This window comes from Pseudoalteromonas sp. GABNS16E, assembly GCF_028598715.1.
Taxonomy (GTDB): Bacteria; Pseudomonadota; Gammaproteobacteria; order Enterobacterales; family Alteromonadaceae; genus Pseudoalteromonas; species Pseudoalteromonas atlantica.
Genome location: NZ_JAQREZ010000049.1, coordinates 1 through 25,038 on the forward strand (window position 1 = coordinate 1; position 25,038 = coordinate 25,038).

Genomic DNA, 25,038 nt, shown 5'->3' on the forward strand with positions numbered 1-25,038 from the left:
TACTTGCTCAACAATAGATAATTTAAAGCCTAATGTATAATCTCGCTGAGTACGCTTAACGTCTTTAGTTTTAGTGGTTTTCATAAAATAAGTCCTAAATGTGTAAACACATTTCAGGACAAGACAACGTAATCTAATAAAAAAGCGAGCTTAGGCTCGCTTTTTTTGTATTTGTTTTATGAAATATTAAAAAAGCGCAAATTGCCCCTTCAAATAAACACCTCAGACCAGTTGTAGTAAATCTGCTTTTTTCTTCATAAACCTATACACTGTGCGACTTTGCTGGGAGGGGAACTGTGTAATACAAGGTTTACACTTGGTGTTACCTTTACGTTCACGTAAATGTGAAGGCGCTTTTTAACGGTGTTGTTAGCTTTAAATTTAATTTATATGCCTTTTTTTGAATTTTATATCCGTATTTTGTTGTTATTTAGATTTATTAATTCACAAGGCTGGCTTTTTACGGGTTTAACTTCTCATTATGTGGCACCCTTAAAAATGAAGTGGTAAAGTTTCGTCAATTTCCAGCGCTCATCCCTCTCACGGGTAAACTATTTTGGAGTAATTACAGTGGCTGTGTTTAATCAAGCTGAATTTGATAACCACGAACAAGTGGTTTTTTGTTCTGACGAAGCGTCAGGTTTAAAAGCAATTATTGCCGTACATAATACTAACCTTGGCCCTGCTGTTGGTGGTTGTAGAATGTGGGAATATGCCAACGATGAAGATGCCGTTTACGATGTTTTACGTCTCTCTAAAGGGATGACCTATAAAAATGCGGTTGCTCGCCTGCCATTTGGTGGTGGTAAATCAGTTATAATTGGCAATGCAAAAGAGATTAAGTCAGAGCAGTTATTTCGAGCTTTTGGTCGCCAATTAGAGCGATTAAATGGCCGTTACTATTCTGCCGAAGATGTAAACATTACATGTGATGACGTTGCATTAATGAATAAAGAAACGAATTATGTGCTGGGCTTGGAAGGGAAAAGCGGTAATCCGTCACCTTTTACAGCTTACGGTACGTTTTTAGGAATTAAAGCGGCATTACAGCACCAACGTGGGCATCAAGATTTTGCGGGCATTAAAGTGGCGGTACAAGGTTTAGGTGCAGTCGCCTATGGTTTATGTAAGCATTTAGCCCAAGCTGGTGCAAAATTATTTGTAACAGATATCAATCAAGATGCTGTAGAGCGGGTAGTAAATGACTTTGGTGCTACGGCGGTGGGTATTGATGAAATTTACGACCTTGATGTTGATGTATACGCACCTTGTGCATTAGGTGCCACCATTAATGATGAAACCATTGTACGTATTAAGGCAACCATTATTGCTGGGTGTGCTAATAATCAGCTAGCGCAGTCTCGTCACGGTGAAGTACTTCGTGAAAAAGGTATTTTGTATGCACCCGATTACGTTATTAACGCTGGTGGCATTATTAATGTATATTACGAAACTGCACCACAAGGCTACAGTGAGGCGGCGTCTAATAAGCATGTTGAAGGTATTTTTGATACCTTAACCGAAATATTCACCCGTAGTGAAAAAGAGCAAAAATCAACGCATTTGATTGCCGATGAGTTAGCGCAAGAGATAATTCAAAACGGCCTGTAAATTTACCCCGTTTATTTAAACTAAGGCGTACAGTGGTACGCCTTTTTTGTTTATACTCTATGGCGTGGTAATTTTGTGGCCAAGACCCTTAAGGCAATGCGGCCTAATCGTTAACGACAAGCTTATGGATATTATGACTGATACAAATGCCTTAATGGAGCCCATCGACCTTGATACATGGCCTCGCCAACAACACTTCGAATTATTTAAAAACTTTACCCAGCCATATTTTAATGTGTGCGTAACACTTAACGCCAAGCCTTTATTTGAATATTGTAAACAAAATAAACTGTCTTTTTTTCAAGCATATGTGCATGCCACATTAAAAGCTTGCCACGCTTATAACCCGATTATGCTAAGAATTATAAATGAATGCCCATGGCGCTTAAAGCAAGTAAGAGCCAGTGTGGTAGAGCTTGCTAGTGATGATTCGTTTATATTTAGTTACTTTAATTATTCGCCTTGCCTTGAAGAATTTGCTCAGCACGCCACAGCTATAAGCGCCAATGCTAAATCTCAACCGTTATTTTCTCAGGCGTTTAATCAAACCGAAGGGCAGGCCGATTTGATACATATATCGGTTTTACCTTGGCTGAACTTTAGTAGTTTTTCGCATGCCTTTAGTGAAGGGAAAAGTTTAGGTATTCCTAAATTTGTGTTTGGTCAATACGATAAAACCACGGGCCTAATGCCGTTTTCGATTGATGTGCATCATTCGCTAATGGACGGTTTACACGTCGCAGCGTTTATAAACGTATTACAAAACAATATTGACGACTTTTGTAAAGATTAATTGAATTTAGTTAATGCAATGTATTTATTTGCTATGGTAGTATTTTTAGTTAGATAGGCGATATAAGTTAATTTGTAACGATTAGCTGATACGTTTACGACATTAAGTTTTAGCGACTTATTTAAGGTGCTTTTTAGCACGTATTATTAGTTGTTTACGCTATTGTTTAGTTTTAATTAACGCGCTTTTAGCGCTTAAACAAACCCTAGTGTATTCACCCAATGCGTATAGGGATTTTAACGCTTTGTTGGAGCGCACAATTTTGGTGTGCTCAGTGCCAAGTAAATTCTTTCCTACTCCTTTTAAATAACGATAAAACGCTTACACACAAGTAAAAGAATAACTAAGGCAGTTGATGATGAGACAATTAAGCATTATATGTTCTTTTTTCGTCATGTTTTTATGTGAAGCCCAAGAGCAAACCCGTTTACCGTTAAGTGATTATTTTTCTGAAACATGGAATACCCGTTCTGGATTGCCACACAACAGTATTAATAGCGTTACGCAAACCCAAGATGGCTACTTATGGGTTGCTACATGGGAAGGTTTGGCACGTTTTAATGGCCAAGAGTTTACAATATTAACCCGTGCTCATATTAATAACTTACCCGACTCGGGTTTAAGGGCACTCACTCCCACAAATAGTGGTGGGTTATACATAGCGGGGTCGCGCGGAGGAATTAGCTTATATCAACATAGGCAGTGGGATACCAAGCGATCAGCATCAACCATGGTTAATCATTTAATTGAAAGTGCTGATCAAAGCCTATGGTTAGCCCTTGAAAACGACGGCGTGTTTTATCGTGAACATAACAGCGATACCGACCTTGCAATTATTAAAAATGTGAGTGCTTATCGGGTTATAGAAGATCACGATGGGGTTATTTGGGCAGCAACCAGTGCAGGCCTTTATAAAATACACAACAAAATACCGACCTTAATGACACCACACTTTGGTTTACCAAATGCACCTGTCTATAACTTATTAATTACCCGTGGTGGCTCGCTTATTGTGGGAAGCGAAAAAGGCGCGTGGATCAAAACCAAGGCGCAGTTTCAGCCAATACATGAAAAGCTTAGCAATGAATCTATTTCTAGCTTACTAGAGGATAACCATGGAGACTTATGGTTTGGCACAATTAATAAAGGGGTATTTAGGTTATCGCCCGATGGCGTAGAGCAGTTAGATGCCAATAACGGATTACCCGCCAACCGTATTTTATCTTTGTTACAAGATAGAGAAAACAGTATTTGGATTGGCACAAACGCCGGATTGTTTCGCCTGCGTGAGTCGCCGTTTTCATCGTGGACCCAAAAAAGAGGTTTAGCGGGGGATTATACCCGCACAGTGCTTTCTCACTCCGATGGCAGTTTATGGGTGGGGGGAAGCTCTGGCTTAAATATAATAAAAAATAATCGCGCTACCTTGGTTTCAGGCTCTAAACAAAGCAGTCCTTATTCTGTGCTCAGTTTACACGAAGCACCCGACGGTAGTGTGTGGGCAGGGACGTATACCTCAGGTGTTTTAAAAATAGTTAATAATACCTTTACGCCGTTTATTAATCGTAGCACTGGCCTTGGAAGTAACGAAGTAAGGGCTTTATTATTTGATTCTAAAAACCGTTTGTGGATAGGCTCTGCTATGGGGCTGACGCGCATCAATGAAGATGGCAGCTTAAATCAATTTACAAATAAAAAAGACTTACCAAGTGGGTTTGTACTTGCACTTAGTGAAGATAACGCGGGCAATATTTGGGTAGGTACCGGCAATGGGGTGGTGGTATTTGATATTGTTAGTGAGCAATTTACAACGGTTGAATTCCCTCGTGAGTTTTCTGCGCAATATGCGTTTGGGTTTTATATTGATGTTACCTATACCTGGATGGCCACAGATAGAGGCTTAGTGCGCTATGAGCTAACAAGCGGAAAAATGGCAATGCTTGGCTTAGAACAAGGTTTACCTATCGATAAACTATTTCAAGTGGTGCCGCACAATGGCTCATTTTGGCTCTCGAGCAACCGCGGGATTATTCAAATCGATAAAAATCATATACAGCAAATCCTCGATGCTCCCGCGAGCGCTAAAGCACCCGTGCTTAACTATCAACTGTATGATGAAGGCGATGGGATGTTAAGTGCGCAGGCCAACGGAGGCTCAACCCCTTCGGCTGTAACGCATAACGATGGGAGTATTTGGTTTGCAACCGCAAAGGGGGTGAGTACCGTAAAACCAGCGCGCTTACAAGCATCAACGCAAATTGCGCTGCCGACCATTATTGAAAATATTTTTGTAGATGGTAAGCCTATTGCGCTTCCGCTTGAAGGAGAGTCGGTATTTTTGCCACCGGGGGTATCGCGTTTATCGTTTCATTATGCAGGGCTGAGCTTTATTATGCCGCAGCGATTAAATTTTCAAACCCAATTAAAGGGCTTTAACGATAAATGGGTTAATCGCCAACATATGACCGGTGCTGAGTACACTAACTTACCGCCTGGGGAATATACCTTTATGGTACGAGCAAGTTACCCTAACGCACAGTGGCAAGATAATCAGCAAGCTGTAAATATTGTAATTCAGTCATTTTTTTGGCAAAAACCGCAATTTAAGTTTGCAGTATTTGTATTATTTTTAATGGTTATTTTTGCTATATACAAATACCGTTTATACCACTACAAAAAAATAGAAATAGAGCTGACTAATCGCGTAGAAAAACAAACCCAAGACCTACAAACGCAAGCCAATGCGTTTGCGTACCAAGCAACGCACGACCAACTTACCGACATGCCTAACAGGCGTGCTTTTGATAGCTGGCTTGCCCATAACTTTGCCACTTACAAACAGCAAAACCGGCCGCTAGCCATAGCTATACTGGATATTGATCACTTTAAGCGGATTAACGATAACTGGTCGCATATTATTGGTGACAAAGTGATTTGTACTATTGCAGAGCTGCTTAAAAATGGCTGCCAAGAAAACCAGCATATAGCACGGTGGGGCGGTGAAGAGTTTACAATTGTTTTTGCAGATAAAACCGCCGGCGAAGCAAAAATCATATGCGAAGCACTGCGCGAGAGCATTGCACAGCATGACTTTTCGGCCATTGGTGAGGGGTTAAGTGTAACAGCCAGTTTTGGCTTGTCTGACTCAACCAACGTCGGTGATTACGACCGCCTTTTATCGCGGGCAGATCAAGCATTATACAAAGCTAAAAATAGCGGACGAAATTGCACAGAAATTATCTGATTGAAAATGAGTGCATGCGCACATATTAATAAGAGACTAACTTATTTTGGATGTCCCCATGATAAACGGGCTACTCATTTTTGCTTTGGCTATTTTTGTTGTAATTTATTGGCGCTGGCAGGCACTACAAAACTGGCTTTGGAATAAAAAATATAAAAACGCGGTTTTAAACTCTCAACAAAAAGAAATACTCCTTCGTTGCATGCCTATCTATAAAAAGATGACGGATAACGACAGAGCCAAGCTTGAGCGCCACATAATATGGTTTTTAAATGAAAAGCGCTTTTTAGGCCGAGACGGACTAAAGCTAACCCCCGCCATGAAGCTGATAGTTGCTGCCGATGCCTGTGTGTTAGTGCTTAATAAACCGTGGCCACTTTATAAAAACGTAAAAGAAATTTTACTCTACCCCAGTGCGTATTATGCGCCGCAATCTACACGAGATAGTGCTGGGCTGGTTAGTTACCACAACGCGGTACGCTTAGGTGAGTCGTGGCCTGGTGGCACGTTAGTGCTAAGTTGGCATGATGTACTTGAAGGGAATCGTTTACCAAGCGATGGCCATAATTTAGTGTTTCATGAATTTGCCCACCAGTTAGACCAAGAAACCGGAAAAACCACTGGCACTCCATTATTAAAAACCCCCAATGCTTATAAAGAATGGGCTCGAGTGTTTAGCCGTGCCTTTGTGCAGTTAAAAAGTCATGTTGCTTATAACATGCCTCACGTTATTCATAGTTATGGGGCCACCAACGAGGCTGAGTTTTTTGCAGTACTCACAGAGACCTTTTTAGAAAAGCCGGCGCAGCTTAGGCAGCACGACCCTGAAATTTATAGAATGCTGGTGGATTACTACCAATTTGACCCCATAGTTTGGCATTAATTTTTGGTACTTGGTCTGATAACGCTGGCAAGTTAGCGCTGTTTTTGTTGCAATCGTGTTAGAGAGTTTAACTGCAATAATAACAAGCGAGAAATGCATGAAAAAAATGCTTCACACTGCACTGGCTTTATCAGTCGCCCTTGCAATAGGTCAGCCGCACGCAAACGAAGAGCAAGAAAAGTGGCAGGTAGACTCACCAAAAGGTGAGTTTGTAGATGCAACCATTAGCACAGAGCAAGGCACATGGATGAACATTGATGTTAGTCCTGATGGCAACACGCTAGTGTTTGACTTACTTGGCGACATTTACACTATGCCTATAAGCGGAGGTGAAGCAACTAAACTCACCTCAGATATTGCTTGGCAAATGCAGCCTCGCTTTAGCCCCGATGGTAAACACATTGCGTTTACCTCAGATCAAGGCGGTGGTGATAATATTTGGGTTATGGATGTTGATGGTAGCAATCAACACGCTGTGACTGACGAAACCTTTAGACTTTTAAACAGCCCCGCATGGAGCCCTGATGGCGACTACCTTGTCGCACGCAAACACTTTACCGCTAGTCGCTCACTAGGGGCTGGAGAAGTGTGGCTTTACCACAAAGCGGGTGGTAAAGGTGTTCAGCTTACTAAACGTGAGAACGACCAAAAAGACTTAGGTGAGCCAATGTTCTCACCAGATGGGCGCTATGTTTATTTTTCTCATGACGCGACACCAGGTAAAACCTTTCACTACTCTAAAGATTCTGTTGCCGGTATTTATAAAATTAAGCGCTACGATAGAGAAACAGGCGAAATAGAAACCATAATACAAGGCATGGGCGGTGCGATAAGACCCACACCTTCACCTGATGGTAAAAAGCTTGCCTATATAAGACGTGATGACTTTCAAACAAGCTTGTACTTATACGACCTAACCAGTGGCGAGCACACCAAGCTTTATGACAAGCTTGAACGCGATATGCAAGAAACTTGGGCTATTCATGGTGTGTATCCGACCATTGCGTGGACCCCAGATAACGAAGAGCTGGTGTTTTGGGCTTCCGGTTCAATACATAAAATTGCTGTTGATGATAAAGCTGTTGCGCGTGTTCCCTTTAAAGTAAACACCAGTAAAAAAATACAAACCGCGGTACGCTTTACTCAAAATTTAGATACCGATGAGTTTGATGTAAAAATGTTGCGCAACGTGCAGGTTAGCCCCGATGGTGAAACTGCGATTTTTGAAGCATTAGGTTATATTTATAAACGCGATTTAGACTCTGGTAAAATTAAGCGCTTAACCAAACAAACTGATCATTATGAGTTGTTCCCGCAGTACTCCCGCGATGGTAAAAAGATTGTTTACACCACCTGGAGTGATACTAAGCAAGGTACTGTGCGCGTTGTCTCTGCTCGAAACGGGCGCGGCGAGGCGATAACCCGTGAGCCGGGTAAATACGTTGAGCCTACTTTTAGTCCTGACGGCAAAACAATCGTTTATCGTAAAGCCACCGGCGGAAGTATTTTAAATCCTAAGTGGTCACTTAACCCAGGTATTTATAAAGTAAGCGCAAAAGGGGGAGAGAGCGAGCTTATTTCTAAAAGTGGTTATCAACCTCAGTTTGGTAGCGCCAATGACCGTGTATTTATCATGAGCCCTTGGCCTAAGCCTACCTTAAGTGTTGTGGAGCTTGAAACTAAAAACGTTCGTAAACTTTACGAATCAGAGCATGCGACTGAATTTCGAGTCTCACCAGATGGTAAATACTTAGCGTTTGCTGAGCGCTTTAAAGTATTTGTTACCCCGCTGGTAGAAAGCGGCTCACCTATCACAATAAGCCCTAAAGATAACCAGTTTCCTATTGAGCAGTTATCTGTGCGTGCGGGTGAAAATATAAGTTGGAGTGCTCAAAGTAACACTCTCTACTGGAGCTTAGGGCCCGAGCTATACCATGCAAGCCTTGATGGTATGTTTGCTATTGATAAAGCCGATGATGCTGACTTTAAAGTAAAAAGCGGTGAGAATATTAGCTTTAGTAAAAAAATAGCTGCACCAAAGGGCATGATTGCACTAAAGGGCGCTAACATTATTACCATGAAGGGTGAGCAAGTCATAGAAAATGGTGTCATCATCACAGACGGTAAACGTATAAAAGCGATTGGTACTGCTGATGAGATAACGATCCCTAAAGGGGCTGAAATTATCGATGTAGCAGGTAAAACAATTATGCCTGGGATTGTTGATGCGCATGCCCATGGCTCACAAGCCAGCGATGAAATTATTCCTCAGCAAAACTGGAAAAACTATGCTGGTTTAGCGTTAGGTGTCACAACAATTCATGATCCATCAAACGATACCTCTGAAATATTTACCGCCAGTGAAATGCAAAAAGCCGGCATGATTGTCGGGCCACGTATTTTTTCTACCGGCACCATTTTATATGGAGCAAATATGCCTGGTTACACCTCGCATATTGATTCGCTAGATGATGCTAAATTTCATTTAGAGCGTCTTAAAAAGGTTGGCGCGTTTAGTGTTAAATCGTATAACCAGCCACGCCGTGAGCAGCGCCAACAAGTTATTGAAGCAGGGCGTGAGCTTGAGATGATGGTTGTGCCAGAGGGCGGCTCACTGCTACAACATAACTTAAGTATGGTTGTTGATGGGCATACGGGAATTGAACACTCAATTCCGGTTGAGCATATTTACGATGATATAAAACAATTATGGTCGCAAAGTGATGTTGGTTATACCCCAACGCTTGTTGTCGCCTATGGCGGAATTTGGGGAGAAAATTACTGGTACGATAAAACAGATGTGTGGAATCACCCGCGTTTAAGTAAGTTTGTGCCTAAAAATCAGCTGTTGCCACGTGCTATGCGCCGAGTAAAAGCGCCCGATCATCACTATAACCACTTTAATAACGCCCGCGTTGCTAAAGAGCTGCAAGATTTAGGCGTACTGGTAAATTTAGGTGCTCACGGACAACGCGAGGGTTTAGGTGCACATTGGGAAATGTGGATGTTTGCTCAAGGCGGTATGAGTTCACTTGAAGCAATTAGAGCCTCTACGCTTGACCCTGCTAAATACTTGGGGCTTGATAAAAATATAGGCTCGCTAGAAGTAGGTAAGCTTGCCGATTTAATTGTTATTGATGGCGATCCGCTGAAAAATATTCGCGATTCAGATAAAGTCGTTTACACCATGATCAATGGGCGCTTATTTGATGCAAGCACAATGAACGAAGTGGGTAAAAAGCAGCGAAAACCACTTTATTTTGAAAAGCTATAATTTTAATACACGTTTAAAAAGCGGCTATTAGCCGCTTTTTTTTAGCTAAAAATAAATTATTTAATAAAGCGAATTGATAGAAGGTGATAAACAGGCATAAAAAAACCGCTTAACGCGGCTTTTTTATCAATCACATGTTGTTTAAACAACACCGCGCGGTAAGCGACAGTCGTGATCTTTACTTGCAAGCTCAACAATCCAAAGCTCTTCAGCTGTGTAGCCGTCTTCGCTTTGTGTTACAACAGTAAACGGCGCTGTTTTTTGTGCTTTAACAGGCGCAGCAGCTTTAGTTTTAGTTTTTTTCGCAGGCGCTTTTTGCTCAGCTTGTGCAGGCGATTTGCCAGAGCTTAATTCTTTCGTTAGCTCTGCTACATCAGCTAGGCGTAAGTTTTTGCCACCATCGATGCTGTACCAGCCAGGTTTTGTAGTAATTTCAGGTTTTTTACCATTGGCAGCTTCATATGCAGCTTCAAAGGCAGATAAAACTTCTGTTTTGTCTAGTTTGCTCATCAGAGACCCTATACGTTGTGAACACAGATAAAGAAGCCGTATTTATACCTATTTTCCAACTGTTTTTCAATTTTTTGCGATTTTCCTTCCATTTTAGCCCCATAAACGCCAAAATTTGCACAAAATTCAGTGCTGAGTAAGGTAATAAGTATGCAACGTAGAGAATTTAACCAACTGTTAAACGACATTTTAAAGCCTCACACAATTAAAGATTTTTGTCCTAATGGGCTGCAAGTCGAAGGTAAAAATGAAATCAGAACGATTGTTACGGGGGTGACTGCAAGCCAAGCACTCATTGATGCAGCAATAGAAAAAAAAGCCGATGCTGTTTTGGTTCACCACGGTTATTTTTGGAAAGGTGAATCGCAACCTATTACAGGCATGAAAAAACGCCGTATTGGGACTTTGTTAGCGCACGATATTAATTTATTTGCCTATCATTTACCGCTTGATATTCACCCTGTTATAGGTAACAACGCCAAGCTTGCTAATTTGCTCGATATTGAAATAGAGACAGGGCTTGAACCCGTTACTAATAGCGTTGCTATGAAAGGACGGTTAAAAACTCCGCTTACAGGTAGCGAGTTTGCAAATAAAATAGCCAAAGTTTTAAACCGCGAACCTTTAAGTAGTGTTGTACGCGATGAAAAAATTAACACCATTGCCCTGTGTACAGGAGGCGGGCAAGGTTATATCGATTTAGCAGCAGAGCAGGGGATTGATGCATACCTAACGGGTGAAGCCTCAGAGCAAACTATTCACAGCTCGCGAGAGCAAAATATAGACTTTTTTGCAGCAGGGCATCATGCAACCGAGCGTTACGGAATTAAAGCCCTTGGTGAGCTACTTGCCAAAGAACATGGTTTTGATGTGAGCTTTATAGATATAGATAACCCAGTATAAATTTATATATACTCTACAGCGCCTCTGGGTTTATCCAGCGGCGCATACTTATCCACGCATTCCCAATCACTTCATGGGCATATTGCGTTACTACACGTAATGCCTCAGCATTTGGTATAAATTGTTTATACAAAGGTAAAGCCGCAAAATTGTGATAATCCGTAGCGGCAGGAATTACCTCAATGCCTTGGGCATTAAACAGGTTTATTGAGCGCGGCATATGTAGCACAGACGTAACCAGTGCAACCTTAAAATCAACGAGCTTAGGCGCGAGTAGTTTGGCTTCTGCGGCTGTATCCATCGCCTGTGGGTTTTGTTTTATACGGTTGTTATTCACCCCTAAATTTATTGCTGTTTGGTTCATTAACGCGCTATTTGTTACTTTATTATAGCCACCACCAGATACGATAAGCGTTGCATTAGGGTATTTTTTTGCAAGCTTAACCCCTTCCACCAAGCGAGTAAGCGCACAATTTCCTAGCTGATTATTAGCGCTTAAAGCGGGGTTAGGGTTTATGTCGCAACCCAGTACAACAATTTTATCAAGGGTTGGGTGTTTTAGTGCATTAAAAGCCAATGACGCGGGCTCATTGTTTTTAATCAGTTGATGCGCAGCAAACGGCGTACTTAATACTAAAAGCGCCAATAGACTTAAGCTTGCGATCACTAAAGCAGACTTACGTGCACGAAACGCCAAAACTAGCATTACAAACGCAAGTAAACCAAATAGTGGTAGCGGCATAATTAAGCCACCTAATAATTTTTTTAATTCAAACATAACAAGCAACATAAAACACAATAGGCCTTATGTTACTTATTCGTTTGTGATTTATCGACCGTTATTTTGCTTACAGGTATTTAAAAAATGGCGATAAACGGGGTTGTCTTTCATGTCTTTTTTCATTGCTAGGTACATAGGGCGGGTTAGCCCTAGTGCACCAAGCGGGATAGATTTAATTAAACCTTGGCTTTCGTAAGGTGTTACCAACCAATCAGGCAGCGCTGCTACACCCATTCCTGCACTCACTAGCTGAAAAATTAATAAGCCTTGGTCTACATTTTTTAAGGTGCCGTCAAAGCGGGCATTTTGAATAAAGTGTTTAAATATATCTTGTCGCTCGCGCGGAATAGGATACGAAATAATGGTTTCGTTTTTTAAATCAAGCGCCGTTACATATGCTTTTTTAGCTAGGTCGTGATCAGGGGCGACGATAAGCTTTAATTTAAAATCAAATAAGTGAGCGTATTCAAGTTTATCAGGATCGCGTATATCTGAGGTCAATACTAAGTCGAGCTCATCGTTGAGTAAATCAGGTATAGCGTCGTAGCTAAAGCCGCGTTCGTAGTCAATTTTAATGTCTGGCCAAAAATTATTAAATTCTTTAATAGTAGGCAGCAGCCAATGAAAACATGCATGGCATTCAACACTTAAGCGCAGTTGGGAAATAGGTTGGTTAAGGCTTTCTTTTAAACGGCACTTAGTGGCTTCTACTTTAGGTAAAACTTCGTTGGCAAGTTCGAGTAATAGCATTCCTTGTGGCGTAAAGCGCACAGGTTGCGTTTTTCTTTCAAATAATTGGCAATCTAATTTGTTTTCTAAGTCTTTAATTTGATGAGATAAAGCTGATTGCGTTAAAAATAATTCGCGGGCTGTATTAACTAACGATCCAGTGTCTTTTAATGTCGCAATAGTTTTCAGGTGTTTTATATCAATCATCTTTAATAATTCTCAAGGGAAAAGTGAGTTTGGCTCAGATTGACTACATACTACGCCTTTACAAAAAACGTTTCAACGTCTAGATGGCTAAAATAATCTATTAATTACTAAAATAACCCCTTAAAGTTAAATTAACTAATGTGAGTACTTTGGTTGCTACTGGTTTGATGAGTTTGGCATGAGTTTAGCTCAAGTTGTTTTGTTGGGTTATGCAGCGGCTGTTAAAAGCGCGTTATGGGCAGGGCGGCTTAATAAATGGCACTGGTTTTTAAGAGGGATAAGTAATTATCACAACGCGCAATAACAGGTCTGTTTTTAATGGGCTAAAGCTTAAACAGCAACAACATGTTTTTATTACTTCAAAACTGAGCGCTTAAATAAACGAATGGGTATTACGGGGCTTACTTTTTATATCTTTTGGTTGTGAAAAAGTAAGCCTTTGGATAACAGCTACTACAGGGGTTTGTGGATAAGTTTAATGGCGTGTTGTGCTGTAACTGGTTTTGACTTTAAAAAGCCTTGCCCGTAATTACATTGAGTGGCTTGTAAAATATTTAGTTGCTCTTGGGTTTCGATTCCCTCAGCCACAACTTCAAAGTTTAGTGATTGCGCTAATGAGAGAATGGCCTCTACTAATGGGTTATTGGTTTTGTTGAGGTGATCGATAAAGCTTTTATCTATTTTTAAAATATGAATAGGTAATTGGTGTAAGTAACCAAGTGCTGAGTATCCAGTACCAAAGTCATCCAAGCATAACTTCACTTTAAGTGGGGCAAGCCCTTCTATTATTTGGGTTGCTAAATCAAGGTTAGCAATAAGCCCTGATTCAGTGATTTCTAAACACAACGACCCTAAAGGCAGTTGGTATTTATTATACAATGCGTGAACTTGGGCAACAAAGTCGAGGCTGGCAAAATGACGCGATGACACATTGACCGTTACTTTTAAAAAGCGATGCCCTAATGTGTGCCAGTGCGCAATATGTTGGGCTGCGAGGTCAAGCAAGTGCAAATCGAGGTTAATAATTTGCCCAGTGGTTTCGGCTATCGGAATAAACTCATTTGGTGGCACAAACCCTTTTTTAGGATGGTGCCACCTCACTAATGCTTCAAAGCCGACAACTTCGCTTGTCGCTATAGTAAAAATAGGTTGAAAATAAAGCTCAAATTCGTTGTGTTCAATGCCGTGTTGTAGGTCGTTTTCTATATCGGCATGTGTTTTGAGCTTTTTACGCATGGTGTTATTAAAAAACTTAACTTGGCCACGCCCGCTTGATTTAGCTTCGTACATGGCGGCATCGGCTTGCTGTAATAGCAAATAGGCTTTATCGTCGCTGCTTTCACTAAAGGCGATGCCAATGCTGGTTGATGCTTGCAATAAATGACTATCCACATTAAGTGGCTTAGCAAGGGCTGTGTTTATTCGTTTTAGCGCTTCGCTAACTTGGTTTCGGTGTGTGATGTTTTCCATAAAAATAGCAAATTCGTCGCCACCAAGGCGTGCAAACGTGTCGGTGTTTCTGACGGTGCCTTTTATGAGCTCACAAATTTTAATTAAAAAGTGATCGCCAACCTCATGCCCAAGCGAATCATTGATACTTTTAAATCGATCAAAATCTAAATAAAGCAAGGCATGGCTCGTGCCTTTTTTAACACGCGATAAACGCAAAATTGCATGTTTAATACGCTCAATAAGTAACGAGCGATTAGCGAGGCCTGTTAGCTCATCATGCAATGCTTTGTGTTCAAGCTCTTGCCTTGCAAGCTGCCTATCTATGGCCATACTAATTTGCCTACTTACGTAGGTTAAAAGGGCGCTGTCGTGTTCGTTGTAATGCAGCTTTTTATCGTAACTTTGAACAACAATTACACCGCTTATTCTATCATTTGCTTTAAAAGGCACACCTAGCCAGGATTCAGAAAGACGGCCAACAAGTTTAAAGTCGCCGTTATTTATATGTTGCTGATAATCGTTTTGATTTAATAGCAGTACACGGTCTGATTTTAGTAAGTAATACGAAGCTGTGTCTTTTAATTGCTCTTTTGATATTTTTTTGTGGGCGTGTGTTTGAATGCCTTCTTCAACGATGTAAACCAAATCGAGTATGTCTACTTGCTTATCGTAAAGGGCAATAAAAAAGTTATCTGCAGGAAGTAAGCTATTTATTATGCTGTGAAGAGCTTCAAAAAAGGTATCTAGATTACTGGCTTTATACGTTAAATTAGCGATTTGCAGTAAGCTGTTTTCAAGCTTTTGCGCATTATTTAACTGTTTTACTGTGTGCGTTAAGCTATTGACCGTGTTTACTTGGTTTAGCTTAGCACTTAATAAATGCGCAACCGTGGTTAATATTTCTAAATGGGCGTTTGTGAAGTAGTTTTTTATTGGATGTTCACAATCAATAACCCCTAAAACATGATCCTTGTATATAAGTGGCACACATAACTCTGATTGAGCAGGGCGCTCATCAGCAATGTAGCGAGGGTCTTGCGTTACATCGCCAATAATAATAGCTGTGCCTGTGCGGGCAACATAACCGGTTATACCTTCGTTAAAGCCAATAATTTTACGCTCTGCTTGGTATTCGTCTCTGGCGTGGGCTATGCCCATAGAAGCGACTTGATTTAGCTGTAAACGTGTTTCATCAGCCAGGTAAATAACACAATCAACAAACCCTAGGCGGTTTACTACTTGAGTGGTTACGTACTCAAATAACTCTTCTAGGGTATCGAGCTGTAATAAGCTTGAGGAAAACTGATTTATTATGCTCAGCTGTTCAGTTTTAACTTCGAGCGCTTTATAGGTATCGATATGATTTGACATAGGGTAATTTTATTCTTTTTATTTGTATTAGCACTGATAAGTTAACCCAAATTTAAAGCATGTTCAAAATAAAACGCTTAAACGAGTGTAATCGTCGTTAAACTTAAACCCAATAGTATTTTGCAGCACCCGTAAAGGGGAATAGTTTAGATAACACTTTACTAGGTCTTTCCATATGCCTATGATCGGATAAATTCAGCCGTGGAAAAAAGTAATGAGCATTAATACCGATTCAAAAAACACATTAACCATAACTCGTCCTGATGATTGGCATGTCCATTTACGTGATGGTGAGCAACTTAAAGATACAGTACGCGATATTAGCCGCTACATGGGCCGCGCCATCATAATGCCAAACCTTGTACCGCCAGCAACGAGCACTGATTTAGCGCTAGCTTATCGAGAGCGAATTATGGCAGCGGGGCCGCAGGGCAACTTTGAACCCTTAATGGTGCTTTACCTAACAGATAAAACCACACCTGAAGAAATTAAAAAAGCCAAAGCAACGGGCAAAATTGTTGCTGCCAAGTTGTACCCAGCTGGGGCAACCACTAACTCAGACTCTGGGGTTACATCAGTAAAGAATATTTACCCTGTATTAGAAGCGATGCAAGACGTGGGCATGCTGTTATTAGTGCATGGTGAGGTGACTGATTCATCAATAGATATTTTTGACCGTGAAAAAGTATTTTTAGAGACGATTTTAGGCGAAGTGGTAGCTGATTTTCCAAAGCTGAAAATAGTGCTAGAACACATTACCACAAAAGACGCCGTTGATTTTGTAACAGCCGCGCCGCAAAATGTGGCGGCAACGATTACCGCGCATCACTTATTGTACAACCGTAACCACATGTTAGCTGGTGGCATACGTCCGCATTATTACTGTTTACCTATTTTAAAGCGCAATATTCACCAACAAGCATTAATGGCGGCAGCTATAAGTGGAAATAAAAAGTTCTTTTTAGGGACTGACTCAGCACCACATTATAAAGATAAAAAGGAAGCAGTATGTGGTTGTGCCGGCGCCTATACAGCACATGCCGCGATTGAACTCTACGCCGAAGCCTTTGAAGAGGCGGGCGAGCTGGACAAACTAGAGGGCTTTGCAAGCCATTTTGGGCCTGACTTTTACGGACTTGCCCGTAACACCGATACAATTACCCTAGAGAAAAGCCCTTGGCAAGTTCCCGCAAGTTACACACTTGGTGACTCACAAGTTGTGCCTATTAAAGCAGAAGCTACGATTGACTGGCAGGTTAAGTAAAGTGCATTAAATTAGCATTGTATTAAAGCCGTATAGCTTGCTGTACGGCTTTTTATTTGCTTGAAATTCAATCTTTACGCGAGTTTTTAACGCTCTTTACGAGGGGCTTTATTTGTAAAGCTAAGCTGTTATACATGATTTGTTACAATTAGGAGCAACAAAGCTGCCGTTTTTTGTTCAATTTTAGCTTTAAAAATAACCACTTACACATAATGCTTTATTTATTTTTGTTCTGAGTAAATAAATCTTAATTAATAGAGCCAAAAAAAAATTAATGTGTTAACCTTAACTTGCTTTGAGTTTTTGCGTATTGAATTTACGGATATTGTGCTGCGTTTAAGGTTACCGGTTAGGTTAAAACTTGTTCCTGTACTATACCTCCAGAATTTTGGGCACTGACTCAGGGAGGATATAGCCATAATAATATGGCTGAATTTTAATTATTGACTTACAGGAAAATTTAGTATGTCGGTTACTGGTAAAGTAAAATTTTTCAACGAAGCTAAAGGCTTTGGTTTCATTGAACAAGAAAATGGTCCTGACGTGTTTGTACATTTCAGCGCAATCACTGGTTCTGGTTTTCGCACTCTTAGCGAAGGTCAAGCAGTGACTTTCAGCATCAAACAAGGTCAAAAAGGCCCTGAAGCTGAGAACGTAGAAGTAGCATAATTTTAATTATGTGAACCTTAGTTCATCTTGGTGAAGCAGTTTTCTGTTTCACCATAATTCCTCAAAATCTTCCCCATTGTTTATACATTCCCTAATATTGTCTCTACACTCCTTAATATTGTTTCTACACTCCTTAATATTGTTTCTACACTCCTTAATATTGTTTCTACACTCCTTAATACAGTCAAACGTTTAAATTTAACTTCTTGCTATAGCTTCAAACACGTTTAACATATTTCCCATTTAAATAGTTAATTAGCCCTATTTAATAGCAACGCCGCTTTAATACATTAACAGCTCATAATCTGCATACTTTCACCAAGCTTAAACAATACATTTACCACACGCATAGTGTGTATCAAAAAACCGTGTAATTAACTGAGTCTTTTACTAACTTTAATAAGGCTTAACTTGGGTTTAGCAAAGTTAAAGCCATTAACTTAAATGCAGTAATATTTATACATCATCTCAAAACCACTTTCGGATTGTTGTATTTTTATACGATGAAGCGCAGGATTTGCAAGTTAAGATGTGTTATTAGCCTAAATTAACCAAATCTAGTTCATCAAATTGTCACATTTTTATTATTTTTGTTTTTTTTTAAGGTGCAATTCAGTTTTGTTTAGATGTTGCATTCTTGTTTCATGTAAGTGTCTAATTTTTAACTAGTGTTTAATTTTAAAGGGGCTATATAATGCTAAAACGGCTTAATGCTGGTTGCATTTATGTTAACAGTATTTTTTGTAATACTTTAGTTTTAGCTTTTTCAAGGTATTTATTTACTTAGAATAGCTAACATCAAGTTGACAGGGCGTACTGCATTTAGCATTATTGGAGGGTTGATATCTATTAAAAGATATCAGGGTTGTCATCCTTAATAAGGTTGATAATTAAATTATAAAAGTAACATTACTTAATTGGTTGGGAACTATGTCTGTTAAAATCAGAAAGAGTCTTGTAGCATCTGCGTTGGTTGGCGCTTTTGCATTTGCAAGCAGCAATGTGATTGCAGATCCTTTGAATGACGTGCAAAAAGCAGGTCAGCAAATTCAAAAGGCTGCTGTTAAGTCTCAAACTAAAATTGACAACGTATACGGTCAAACTCAAGAGCTAATCGCTGAGTACCGTAGTATTGTTGATGAGACTGAACTTATGAAAGTGTACAACGATCACGTAGCACGTTTGGTCGCTGACCAAAATGCGTCAATCGAATCGTTTGACCGTCAAATCGCTACTATCGACAACACTAAACAAAACGTTGTGCCTTTGATGTATCGCATGATCGATACGCTTGAGCAATTCATCAAAGCGGACGTTCCGTTCAATCTTGATTCTCGTCTAGCTCGTGTAGAAAGACTTCGTGAAATCATGGCTTCTGCGTCTGTAACGACGTCTGAGAAATTCCGCCAAGTTCTTGAAGCGTACACAGTTGAAACTGCTTACAGCTCGGCTGTAACTGCTTCTCAAGGTACTTTAGAAGTTGATGGTAAAAACATTAACGTTGATATCGGTCGTTTAGGTCGTATCACTTACGTAGCACAATCTTTTGACTTAAAACACGCTTGGGTGTGGGACAACAACACTAAAGAGTGGAAAGAATTAGGTGAAGAATACCTAAAACCAGTTAAAGAAGTGATTCGTATGGCGCGTAAGCAAGCGACACTAGAACTTGTTAAACTACCAATCTTTGGCGCGGAGTAATCGAATAATGAAGAAACTATTTAAAGGTTTTGCTGTTGCAGCAGTACTATCTGTTTCTGCAGGTACCGCGCTTAATGCACATGCAAATACTGATGCTTTAGATAAAATTCTTGAGCAAGTAAAGCAAGAACGTATCTCTGAAGGTAAAATCAATAAGCAACGTGAGCAAGAGTTCTTATCAGAACGTGCTGACAAGCAAGCATTACTTAACAAAGCAAAAAGCCAATTAGCGTCTGAAAAAGCACGCGGTGACAGCTTAGCTAAGCAATATGCACAAAACGAAAATACATTAGCTGAAAAAGAGCAAGCGCTTCAAAACGCACAAGGTACTCTTGGTGAAATGTTTGGTGTTGTACGTCGTGCAGCGCAAGACGCTATCGGTTCTATCGAAGCTTCACTAGTAAGTGCTGAAAAGCCAGGCCGTGCAGAAGTACTTCGTTCATTAGCAGCTGCTAAAGAGCTTCCAACAGTTCGTGAACTTGAAGAACTTTGGATTGCACTTCAAACAGAAATGACTGAGTCAGCAAAAGTTTCTACTTTTGAAACTGAAGTGTCAGGTCTTGACGGCAACTCTACAGTTAAGCAAGTAACACGTATTGGTAACTTTAACTTAGTTACTGACGAAGGTTACTTAATCTACTCGCCAGAGACAAAATCTATTCAGCCTTTAGGTAAACAACCTGATAGCTACATTTTAGATGGTATCTCAGCTCTTGAAGGTACTTCTTCTGACAATTACGCTGGCGTATACATTGACCCGACTCGTGGTGCAATCTTACGTATCAACACGCAGAAGAAAACGCTTATGGAATACTACGAGCAAGGTGCTGAAGTTGGTTACATCATCACAGTTTTATTAGCTGTTGGTCTACTAATCTTCTTAGTACGTTTCGTTGACTTAGCTCTTACTACTTCTAAGATCAAGTCTCAGCTTAAAAACTTGTCTACACCGAATACAAACAACCCACTGGGTCGTATTCTTAAAGTGTACCATGACAACAAGAGCCAAGACGTTGAAAACCTTGAGCTTAAACTTGATGAAGCTATCTTACGTGAAACGCCACGTGTTGAAGCTGGTATTAACATCATCAAGATTCTTGCTGCAATCGCACCGTTACTTGGTCTACTAGGTACAGTAATCGGTATGATCTTAACGTTCCAAACAATCACATTGTTCGGTACGGGCGATCCGAAGATCATGGCTGGTAACATCTCTCTAGCTCTTGTAACTACAGCGCTAGGTCTAATTGCTGCACTACCACTTATCCTACTTCATTCAATTGTTGCAGGTCGTAGTAAGTCAGTATTACATATCCTTGATGAGCAAAGCGCGGGTATCGTTGCTACTCACGCGGAGAAGGAGAAAGCCTAATGCTAGTCCTGATGGAGATATGGGAATCTATCAGGGATTTTGTTGGCACAGGCGGCCAGGTATTATACGTGGTCGCGATAGCACTCTTTCTTATGTGGGTTTTAATGATTGAGCGCTATTGGTTCCTACTTGCTGAATTTCCTCGTTTAACGAAGGATATTGTAGCAAAGTGGGATGCCCGCCAAGACACTACGTCTTGGTACGCACACAGAATCCGTGAAGCATGGATTTCTGAAGCGTCTGAAAAATTAGATCAGCGTATGTTGTTGATTAAAACATTAGTAGCTGTTTGTCCTTTAATAGGCTTACTTGGAACTGTAACGGGTATGATCGCGGTTTTCGAAACCATGGCAACCCAGGGTACTGGTAATGCACGTTTAATGGCATCAGGTATTTCAATGGCAACAATCCCAACAATGGCTGGAATGGTTGCGGCACTATCTGGAGTTTTCTTTAGCTCACGCCTTGAGGCAAGAGCGAGAATGGTGAAAGCCAAACTTGTAGATAGCATGCCTCATCACTAGAGAGAGAATTAAATATGGCACGTAAACAACGTTTTCGTGAAGAAGAAGAAGCAGCGGTAGATATGACGCCAATGCTTGACATCGTATTTATCATGCTTATTTTCTTTATCGTAACTACATCGTTCGTTAAAGAGGCTGGTATCGAGGTCAATAAACCTAAAGCGGCCCAAGCTACGAAGCAAAAAAATGCTAACATTTTTGTTGCTATTCGCAGTGATGGTGCTATCTGGATTGATAAACAGCAAGTTGATGTTGAACGTGTTTCAGCAAAAATCGAAAGTTTATTAGCAGAACAACCTACTGATGTTGTGATTTTGCAAGCTGATAAAGAAGCAAAGCACGGCGTAGTGGTTAAAGTTATGGACCAGATCAAAGCGACAGGTGACAACCTGAGAATTTCAATAGCTGGAGATCAGTAATGATTCGTTTTCTGTTTTCACTGATTGCAGGTGGGGCAGTTACTTTCGGCTTGTTCTACTTCATGGCTTACCTCATCTCTGGTGGGGCTGACCGTAATACTGAACAAAAAGAGCAGATCATAGTCGAAATAATGACGAATCCGCCTGAATCTAAGGTGCAGGAGAGGAAGCGTGTTCCGCCTCCGCCTCCGCCACCGCCAAAGCAGCCGCCTAAACCGCAGCCGCCACAGCCGGAGAATAACAATCCTAACCCTGGTGCTATGTCATTTAACATGGGTAGCATTGATGTAGGAAGTTCGGCTGGTGGACTAAGTGGTCCAGGTGCATTTGGACGAGATGGTGATGCGACACCTATCGTTCGTATTGAACCAAAATATCCAACGCAAGCAGCGCGTGATGGTAAAGAAGGTTGGGTACAACTTTCGTTCACAATTGATGAGTTAGGTGGCGTGACTGACGTTCAAGTTATTGACGCAGAACCAAAACGTATCTTTGACCGTGAAGCTAAACGTGCATTACGCAAGTGGAAATACCGTCCTAAAATTATTGACGGTAAACCACAGAAACAAGTTGGTTTACAAGTTCAACTAGACTTTAAACTTAACCAAGGCTAAGGAGGCGAGTAATGAGAAATTTATCTAAAGTAACTGCTCTTGCAATTCTTATGTCTGTGTCAGGTGCAGCTATAACTGCACCTGTATTAGCAGCGCCGGATTACGCTAAAATTGAAGAGCGTAAAAAAGCCAAGACTAAAATCATGGGCGAGCGTACTGGTAAAAAGGTAATTAAAGCGTTTGACTTGTACAATGAAGACAAAATTGATGAAGCAATTGCCTTGTTAAAAGAGATTGACGCATCTAACGACTTCGATAAAGCGACTGTAAATCGTTACTTAGGTAGCATGTACGCGCAAAAAGAGAAGTACGATGAAGCGATTAAATACTCTAGACAAGCTGTTGCCCCTGATATTTTAAACTTCGCAGATCACGAGCAAACTTTAAAGCTATTAGGTGATTTATACGCTGGTACAGAAAAGTTCCAAGAAGCCAAAAAAGCTTATACAGCTTGGATGGACTTCACCGGCGAAGAAGACCCTAAAGTTTATACTCGTATTGCGCAAGCTAACTATCAGTTAGGTCAGTTTCGTGATGTTTTTAAACCTGCCGACAAGGCAATCTCTTTACAAAAGGAGCCTAACAAGGCCCCTTACCAATTAAAATTAGGTTCTTACTTTGAACTTAAAGACTACGCCAACATGGTGAAAATTGGTGAAGAGATTGTACGAGTTTGGCCAGATGACAAAAAAGCCTGGGTTAGTTTAGGTAAATACTACCTACAAACCGAAGACTACTCTAAAGGTCTAGCGACCATGGAAGTAGCATTCAAAAATGGCTATTTTGAAGCGGAAGTAGATTACAAAGTACTTTCTAACTTTTATTCTTTAAACGAAATTCCATTTAAAGCGGCTAAAACCCTTGAAAATGCGATTAAAGAAGATAAAGTTAAGCGTACTAAGCAAAATGTTAACGCAATTGCTAGTAACTACCACCGTTCTAAAGACATCGAAAAAGCTGCTAAGTACTACGAAGAAGCTGCTAAATTTGACGACGATGCAGAGCTTTACCGCAAAGCAGGATCGTTACTTTTACAATCTGAGAACTTTAGTGCTGCTGTTGTTCGTTTGAACAAAGCGTTAGAGCTTGGCTCTGACAAAAAAGGCACCATTTATTCAGATTTAGCTGAAGCGTATTACTACCAAGCTAAATACAAGCAAGCTTATGCTGCTATTACTAAAGCAATGGACGACCCACGCACACGTAAGTTTGCTAAAGGTTGGTCTACATTTATTAAAGATAAAGCCGCTCGCAACGGTGTTAAAATTTAACTTTAATTTGTTTTAGCAATTATATAAAAAGCCCCTTTGGGGCTTTTTTTATTGGAATTTATAATGAATAAAACGCATCTTTTGTCTGTCCTATTTAGTCTGTTTTTGGTTGCTTGTTCAAAACAACCACCGCCTTTTGAATCTTATGATGCTGCGCAGCAGAGTATTAAAAATTTAAACACAGCGCTAAAGCCTGCGGGCACTGCAAGTGTATCCACTGAACAAGTATTGCCTTTTTCCTCAGCGTATTTATCGCTTCGTCATCAGATGTATCAGCGGCTACAAACAATGACACTTTCAAACGCGCAAACACAGCAGCTAAATTACTTAATTATTGCTGAGCGTTTTCCTGAGCGCTTTTTCAGCTGGCCTTCACAGGTCAATGTGTTAGACAACTTATTATCAGCGCAAATTCAAAGTACTAAGGCTAACGAGGTAATTGAGTGGCTTAAGTTCACTCAAGATCAATTAGACAGTGCGCTGCAAAGCAATTTGAGATTAAACAAGGTTGAATTAAACCTCCTGCAGGGTTACTTACAAACGCCACTATTAAAACAATCTAGCGCAAACGATTTAAAAGCCCAGATTGCAGAGTTTAATGATTACTTGGCCCAGTACAAACCAAGGGGAAGCATTGGCTTACGTGGACTTGCTAATGGCAGTGAATGGTATCAAAGTAAACTAAATTACTTTAGTGGGGCAGTTAAGTCGCCTTTGCAATGGGTTGATACTATCAATCAGCATCTTCAAATTGACTCGCATACTGCACCTAATTTGAGCTATAACGAGCATCATAGTACTTCGTTTATTAGCCAATATTTAAGCAAGGCGCCAAAAGTAAAAGGGATTGATTGGCAAACAGATTACATGCTGTTGCCCGCTATGGCTAAAAACAGCCAGCTAAGCCCAGAAGATAAAAGGCTAATGCTTGCGCTAATGGAAACCGATGTGGGCATACACTACCATGCATGGACTTTATCTCAGGCAAAAGTGAATTTAGTAAAACGATTAGCTATTTCACAGCGCGATGCGCAGTATTTAGTTGAAGATAGTGTGCTGTACCCAGGCCACGCTTTTAGTTTTGCCGAGCAACTATTAACACTTTAAACGCTTATGTGCGCTTAGCGCACATTTCACAGCGCTGTGTTGCAGGGTCTTTTTTAAGTAACCGCTCAGAAATTGCTTCTTCACAATCGCAGCAATAGCCGTATTGACCAATATCAATTTGGCTTATTGCCGCTTCTAATTCTGTCAGCCTATTAACTAAAGTTTGATATTCAGGGCCTAAGTGGTAGGTGGCAGTGTCAAGCCATTCGTTATGCTGGCTAGTTAATATAACGTCACGTAGCTTAAGATGGGCAGGGTGTGCAGATTGGCTCAGCATCGCTAATATTACTGATTTAACGTGTGCTATTTCACTGTGCAGTTGTTGCTGATAAAGCATAT

Annotated in this window: 20 protein-coding genes; 15 read left to right on the forward strand and 5 right to left on the reverse strand. The window is 40.5% G+C overall.

The features are described 5' to 3' along the window. Positions 1-570: 570 nt before the first annotated feature. The 5 genes from PSI06_RS16625 to PSI06_RS16645 all read left to right on the forward strand — a co-directional run bounded on the left by PSI06_RS16625 (position 571) and on the right by PSI06_RS16645 (position 9,805). Positions 571-1,611: a Glu/Leu/Phe/Val family dehydrogenase gene (locus PSI06_RS16625; RefSeq protein WP_004588149.1), complete on the forward strand. Its 1,041-nt coding sequence runs from the start codon at positions 571-573 to the stop codon at positions 1,609-1,611. A 154-nt stretch (positions 1,612-1,765) separates the two neighbouring features. After that, positions 1,766-2,404, forward strand: coding sequence for a CatA-like O-acetyltransferase (locus PSI06_RS16630; RefSeq protein WP_083901813.1), 639 nt, complete (start codon positions 1,766-1,768; stop codon positions 2,402-2,404). Between the two features lie 355 nt (positions 2,405-2,759). After that, entirely contained in the window at positions 2,760-5,648 is a 2,889-nt protein-coding gene (locus PSI06_RS16635; protein ID WP_232423999.1) for a ligand-binding sensor domain-containing diguanylate cyclase, read from the forward strand. 58 nt (positions 5,649-5,706) lie between these two features. Continuing rightward, complete coding sequence (locus PSI06_RS16640) at positions 5,707-6,531, forward strand: M90 family metallopeptidase (protein ID WP_004588146.1); 825 nt, start codon at positions 5,707-5,709, stop codon at positions 6,529-6,531. A 97-nt stretch (positions 6,532-6,628) separates the two neighbouring features. Further along, a complete protein-coding gene (locus PSI06_RS16645; RefSeq protein WP_004588145.1) occupies positions 6,629-9,805 on the forward strand; it encodes an amidohydrolase family protein in 3,177 nt (1,058 codons plus the stop codon). 141 nt (positions 9,806-9,946) lie between these two features. Here PSI06_RS16645 and PSI06_RS16650 read toward each other — a convergent pair whose 3' ends face one another. After that, positions 9,947-10,315 (reverse strand): hypothetical protein, encoded by a 369-nt coding sequence (locus tag PSI06_RS16650; protein ID WP_004588144.1) that lies wholly within the window; start codon positions 10,313-10,315, stop codon positions 9,947-9,949. Positions 10,316-10,465: 150 nt separating this feature from the next. Here PSI06_RS16650 and PSI06_RS16655 point away from each other — a divergent pair, with 150 nt between their 5' ends. Beyond that, on the forward strand, positions 10,466-11,218 hold the full coding sequence (locus tag PSI06_RS16655; protein ID WP_004588143.1) for a Nif3-like dinuclear metal center hexameric protein: 753 nt from the start codon (positions 10,466-10,468) through the stop codon (positions 11,216-11,218). Positions 11,219-11,231: 13 nt separating this feature from the next. Here the strand turns inward: PSI06_RS16655 and PSI06_RS16660 are convergent, their stop codons facing one another. From PSI06_RS16660 to PSI06_RS16670, 3 genes are all read right to left on the reverse strand, one after another. Next, the gene (locus PSI06_RS16660) at positions 11,232-11,996 is read right to left on the reverse strand and encodes a YdcF family protein (protein WP_171046490.1); all 765 of its coding nucleotides are present in this window, start codon (positions 11,994-11,996) and stop codon (positions 11,232-11,234) included. Between the two features lie 51 nt (positions 11,997-12,047). After that, entirely contained in the window at positions 12,048-12,935 is an 888-nt protein-coding gene (locus tag PSI06_RS16665) for a LysR substrate-binding domain-containing protein (RefSeq protein WP_004588141.1), read from the reverse strand. A gap of 453 nt (positions 12,936-13,388) precedes the next feature. Continuing rightward, positions 13,389-15,758, reverse strand: coding sequence for a bifunctional diguanylate cyclase/phosphodiesterase (locus PSI06_RS16670; RefSeq protein ID WP_004588140.1), 2,370 nt, complete (start codon positions 15,756-15,758; stop codon positions 13,389-13,391). 214 nt (positions 15,759-15,972) lie between these two features. On the opposite strand from PSI06_RS16670, the gene pyrC reads away from it, so the two are divergent. The 9 genes from pyrC to PSI06_RS16715 all read left to right on the forward strand — a co-directional run bounded on the left by pyrC (position 15,973) and on the right by PSI06_RS16715 (position 24,699). Further along, positions 15,973-17,022, forward strand: coding sequence for a dihydroorotase (gene pyrC / locus PSI06_RS16675; RefSeq protein WP_004588139.1), 1,050 nt, complete (start codon positions 15,973-15,975; stop codon positions 17,020-17,022). Between the two features lie 465 nt (positions 17,023-17,487). Continuing rightward, positions 17,488-17,691, forward strand: a complete 204-nt coding sequence (locus tag PSI06_RS16680; RefSeq protein WP_004588138.1) for a cold-shock protein — start codon at positions 17,488-17,490, stop codon at positions 17,689-17,691. Positions 17,692-18,621: 930 nt separating this feature from the next. Continuing rightward, complete coding sequence (locus tag PSI06_RS16685) at positions 18,622-19,392, forward strand: DUF3450 domain-containing protein (protein WP_004588137.1); 771 nt, start codon at positions 18,622-18,624, stop codon at positions 19,390-19,392. A gap of 7 nt (positions 19,393-19,399) precedes the next feature. Beyond that, positions 19,400-20,764, forward strand: coding sequence for a MotA/TolQ/ExbB proton channel family protein (locus PSI06_RS16690; RefSeq protein WP_004588136.1), 1,365 nt, complete (start codon positions 19,400-19,402; stop codon positions 20,762-20,764). Then, entirely contained in the window at positions 20,764-21,288 is a 525-nt protein-coding gene (locus PSI06_RS16695; RefSeq protein WP_004588135.1) for a MotA/TolQ/ExbB proton channel family protein, read from the forward strand. Before PSI06_RS16690 ends, PSI06_RS16695 begins: the two co-directional genes overlap by 1 nt. Before the next feature lie 14 nt (positions 21,289-21,302). After that, positions 21,303-21,707, forward strand: a complete 405-nt coding sequence (locus tag PSI06_RS16700) for an ExbD/TolR family protein (protein WP_004588134.1) — start codon at positions 21,303-21,305, stop codon at positions 21,705-21,707. Further along, positions 21,707-22,321, forward strand: coding sequence for an energy transducer TonB (locus PSI06_RS16705; protein ID WP_004588133.1), 615 nt, complete (start codon positions 21,707-21,709; stop codon positions 22,319-22,321). Before PSI06_RS16700 ends, PSI06_RS16705 begins: the two co-directional genes overlap by 1 nt. 11 nt (positions 22,322-22,332) lie before the next feature. Continuing rightward, positions 22,333-23,592 carry a tetratricopeptide repeat protein gene (locus PSI06_RS16710; RefSeq protein WP_004588132.1) on the forward strand — a complete coding sequence of 420 codons (1,260 nt, stop codon included), beginning with the start codon at positions 22,333-22,335 and terminating at the stop codon, positions 23,590-23,592. A 63-nt stretch (positions 23,593-23,655) separates the two neighbouring features. Then, positions 23,656-24,699, forward strand: a complete 1,044-nt coding sequence (locus PSI06_RS16715) for a hypothetical protein (RefSeq protein WP_004588131.1) — start codon at positions 23,656-23,658, stop codon at positions 24,697-24,699. A 4-nt stretch (positions 24,700-24,703) separates the two neighbouring features. Here PSI06_RS16715 and PSI06_RS16720 read toward each other — a convergent pair whose 3' ends face one another. After that, a complete protein-coding gene (locus PSI06_RS16720) occupies positions 24,704-25,036 on the reverse strand; it encodes a TraR/DksA C4-type zinc finger protein (protein WP_004588130.1) in 333 nt (110 codons plus the stop codon). Between the last annotated feature and the right edge of the window lie 2 nt (positions 25,037-25,038).

Excerpts from the sequence above, each read along its gene's own strand:
- PSI06_RS16700 (WP_004588134.1), top strand. The coding sequence starts at position 21,303 with ATGGCACGTAAACAACGTTTTCGTGAAGAAGAAGAAGCAGCGGTAGAT.
- PSI06_RS16685 (WP_004588137.1), top strand. The coding sequence starts at position 18,622 with ATGTCTGTTAAAATCAGAAAGAGTCTTGTAGCATCTGCGTTGGTTGGC.
- PSI06_RS16645 (WP_004588145.1), top strand. The coding sequence starts at position 6,629 with ATGAAAAAAATGCTTCACACTGCACTGGCTTTATCAGTCGCCCTTGCA.
- PSI06_RS16655 (WP_004588143.1), top strand. The coding sequence starts at position 10,466 with ATGCAACGTAGAGAATTTAACCAACTGTTAAACGACATTTTAAAGCCT.
- PSI06_RS16710 (WP_004588132.1), top strand. The coding sequence starts at position 22,333 with ATGAGAAATTTATCTAAAGTAACTGCTCTTGCAATTCTTATGTCTGTG.
- PSI06_RS16670 (WP_004588140.1), bottom strand. The coding sequence starts at position 15,758 with ATGTCAAATCATATCGATACCTATAAAGCGCTCGAAGTTAAAACTGAA.
- PSI06_RS16665 (WP_004588141.1), bottom strand. The coding sequence starts at position 12,935 with ATGATTGATATAAAACACCTGAAAACTATTGCGACATTAAAAGACACT.
- PSI06_RS16630 (WP_083901813.1), top strand. The coding sequence starts at position 1,766 with ATGGAGCCCATCGACCTTGATACATGGCCTCGCCAACAACACTTCGAA.
- PSI06_RS16650 (WP_004588144.1), bottom strand. The coding sequence starts at position 10,315 with ATGAGCAAACTAGACAAAACAGAAGTTTTATCTGCCTTTGAAGCTGCA.
- PSI06_RS16715 (WP_004588131.1), top strand. The coding sequence starts at position 23,656 with ATGAATAAAACGCATCTTTTGTCTGTCCTATTTAGTCTGTTTTTGGTT.
- PSI06_RS16695 (WP_004588135.1), top strand. The coding sequence starts at position 20,764 with ATGCTAGTCCTGATGGAGATATGGGAATCTATCAGGGATTTTGTTGGC.
- PSI06_RS16635 (WP_232423999.1), top strand. The coding sequence starts at position 2,760 with ATGATGAGACAATTAAGCATTATATGTTCTTTTTTCGTCATGTTTTTA.
- PSI06_RS16720 (WP_004588130.1), bottom strand. The coding sequence starts at position 25,036 with ATGCTTTATCAGCAACAACTGCACAGTGAAATAGCACACGTTAAATCA.
- PSI06_RS16690 (WP_004588136.1), top strand. The coding sequence starts at position 19,400 with ATGAAGAAACTATTTAAAGGTTTTGCTGTTGCAGCAGTACTATCTGTT.
- PSI06_RS16640 (WP_004588146.1), top strand. The coding sequence starts at position 5,707 with ATGATAAACGGGCTACTCATTTTTGCTTTGGCTATTTTTGTTGTAATT.
- PSI06_RS16680 (WP_004588138.1), top strand. The coding sequence starts at position 17,488 with ATGTCGGTTACTGGTAAAGTAAAATTTTTCAACGAAGCTAAAGGCTTT.
- PSI06_RS16660 (WP_171046490.1), bottom strand. The coding sequence starts at position 11,996 with ATGTTTGAATTAAAAAAATTATTAGGTGGCTTAATTATGCCGCTACCA.
- pyrC (WP_004588139.1), top strand. The coding sequence starts at position 15,973 with ATGAGCATTAATACCGATTCAAAAAACACATTAACCATAACTCGTCCT.
- PSI06_RS16705 (WP_004588133.1), top strand. The coding sequence starts at position 21,707 with ATGATTCGTTTTCTGTTTTCACTGATTGCAGGTGGGGCAGTTACTTTC.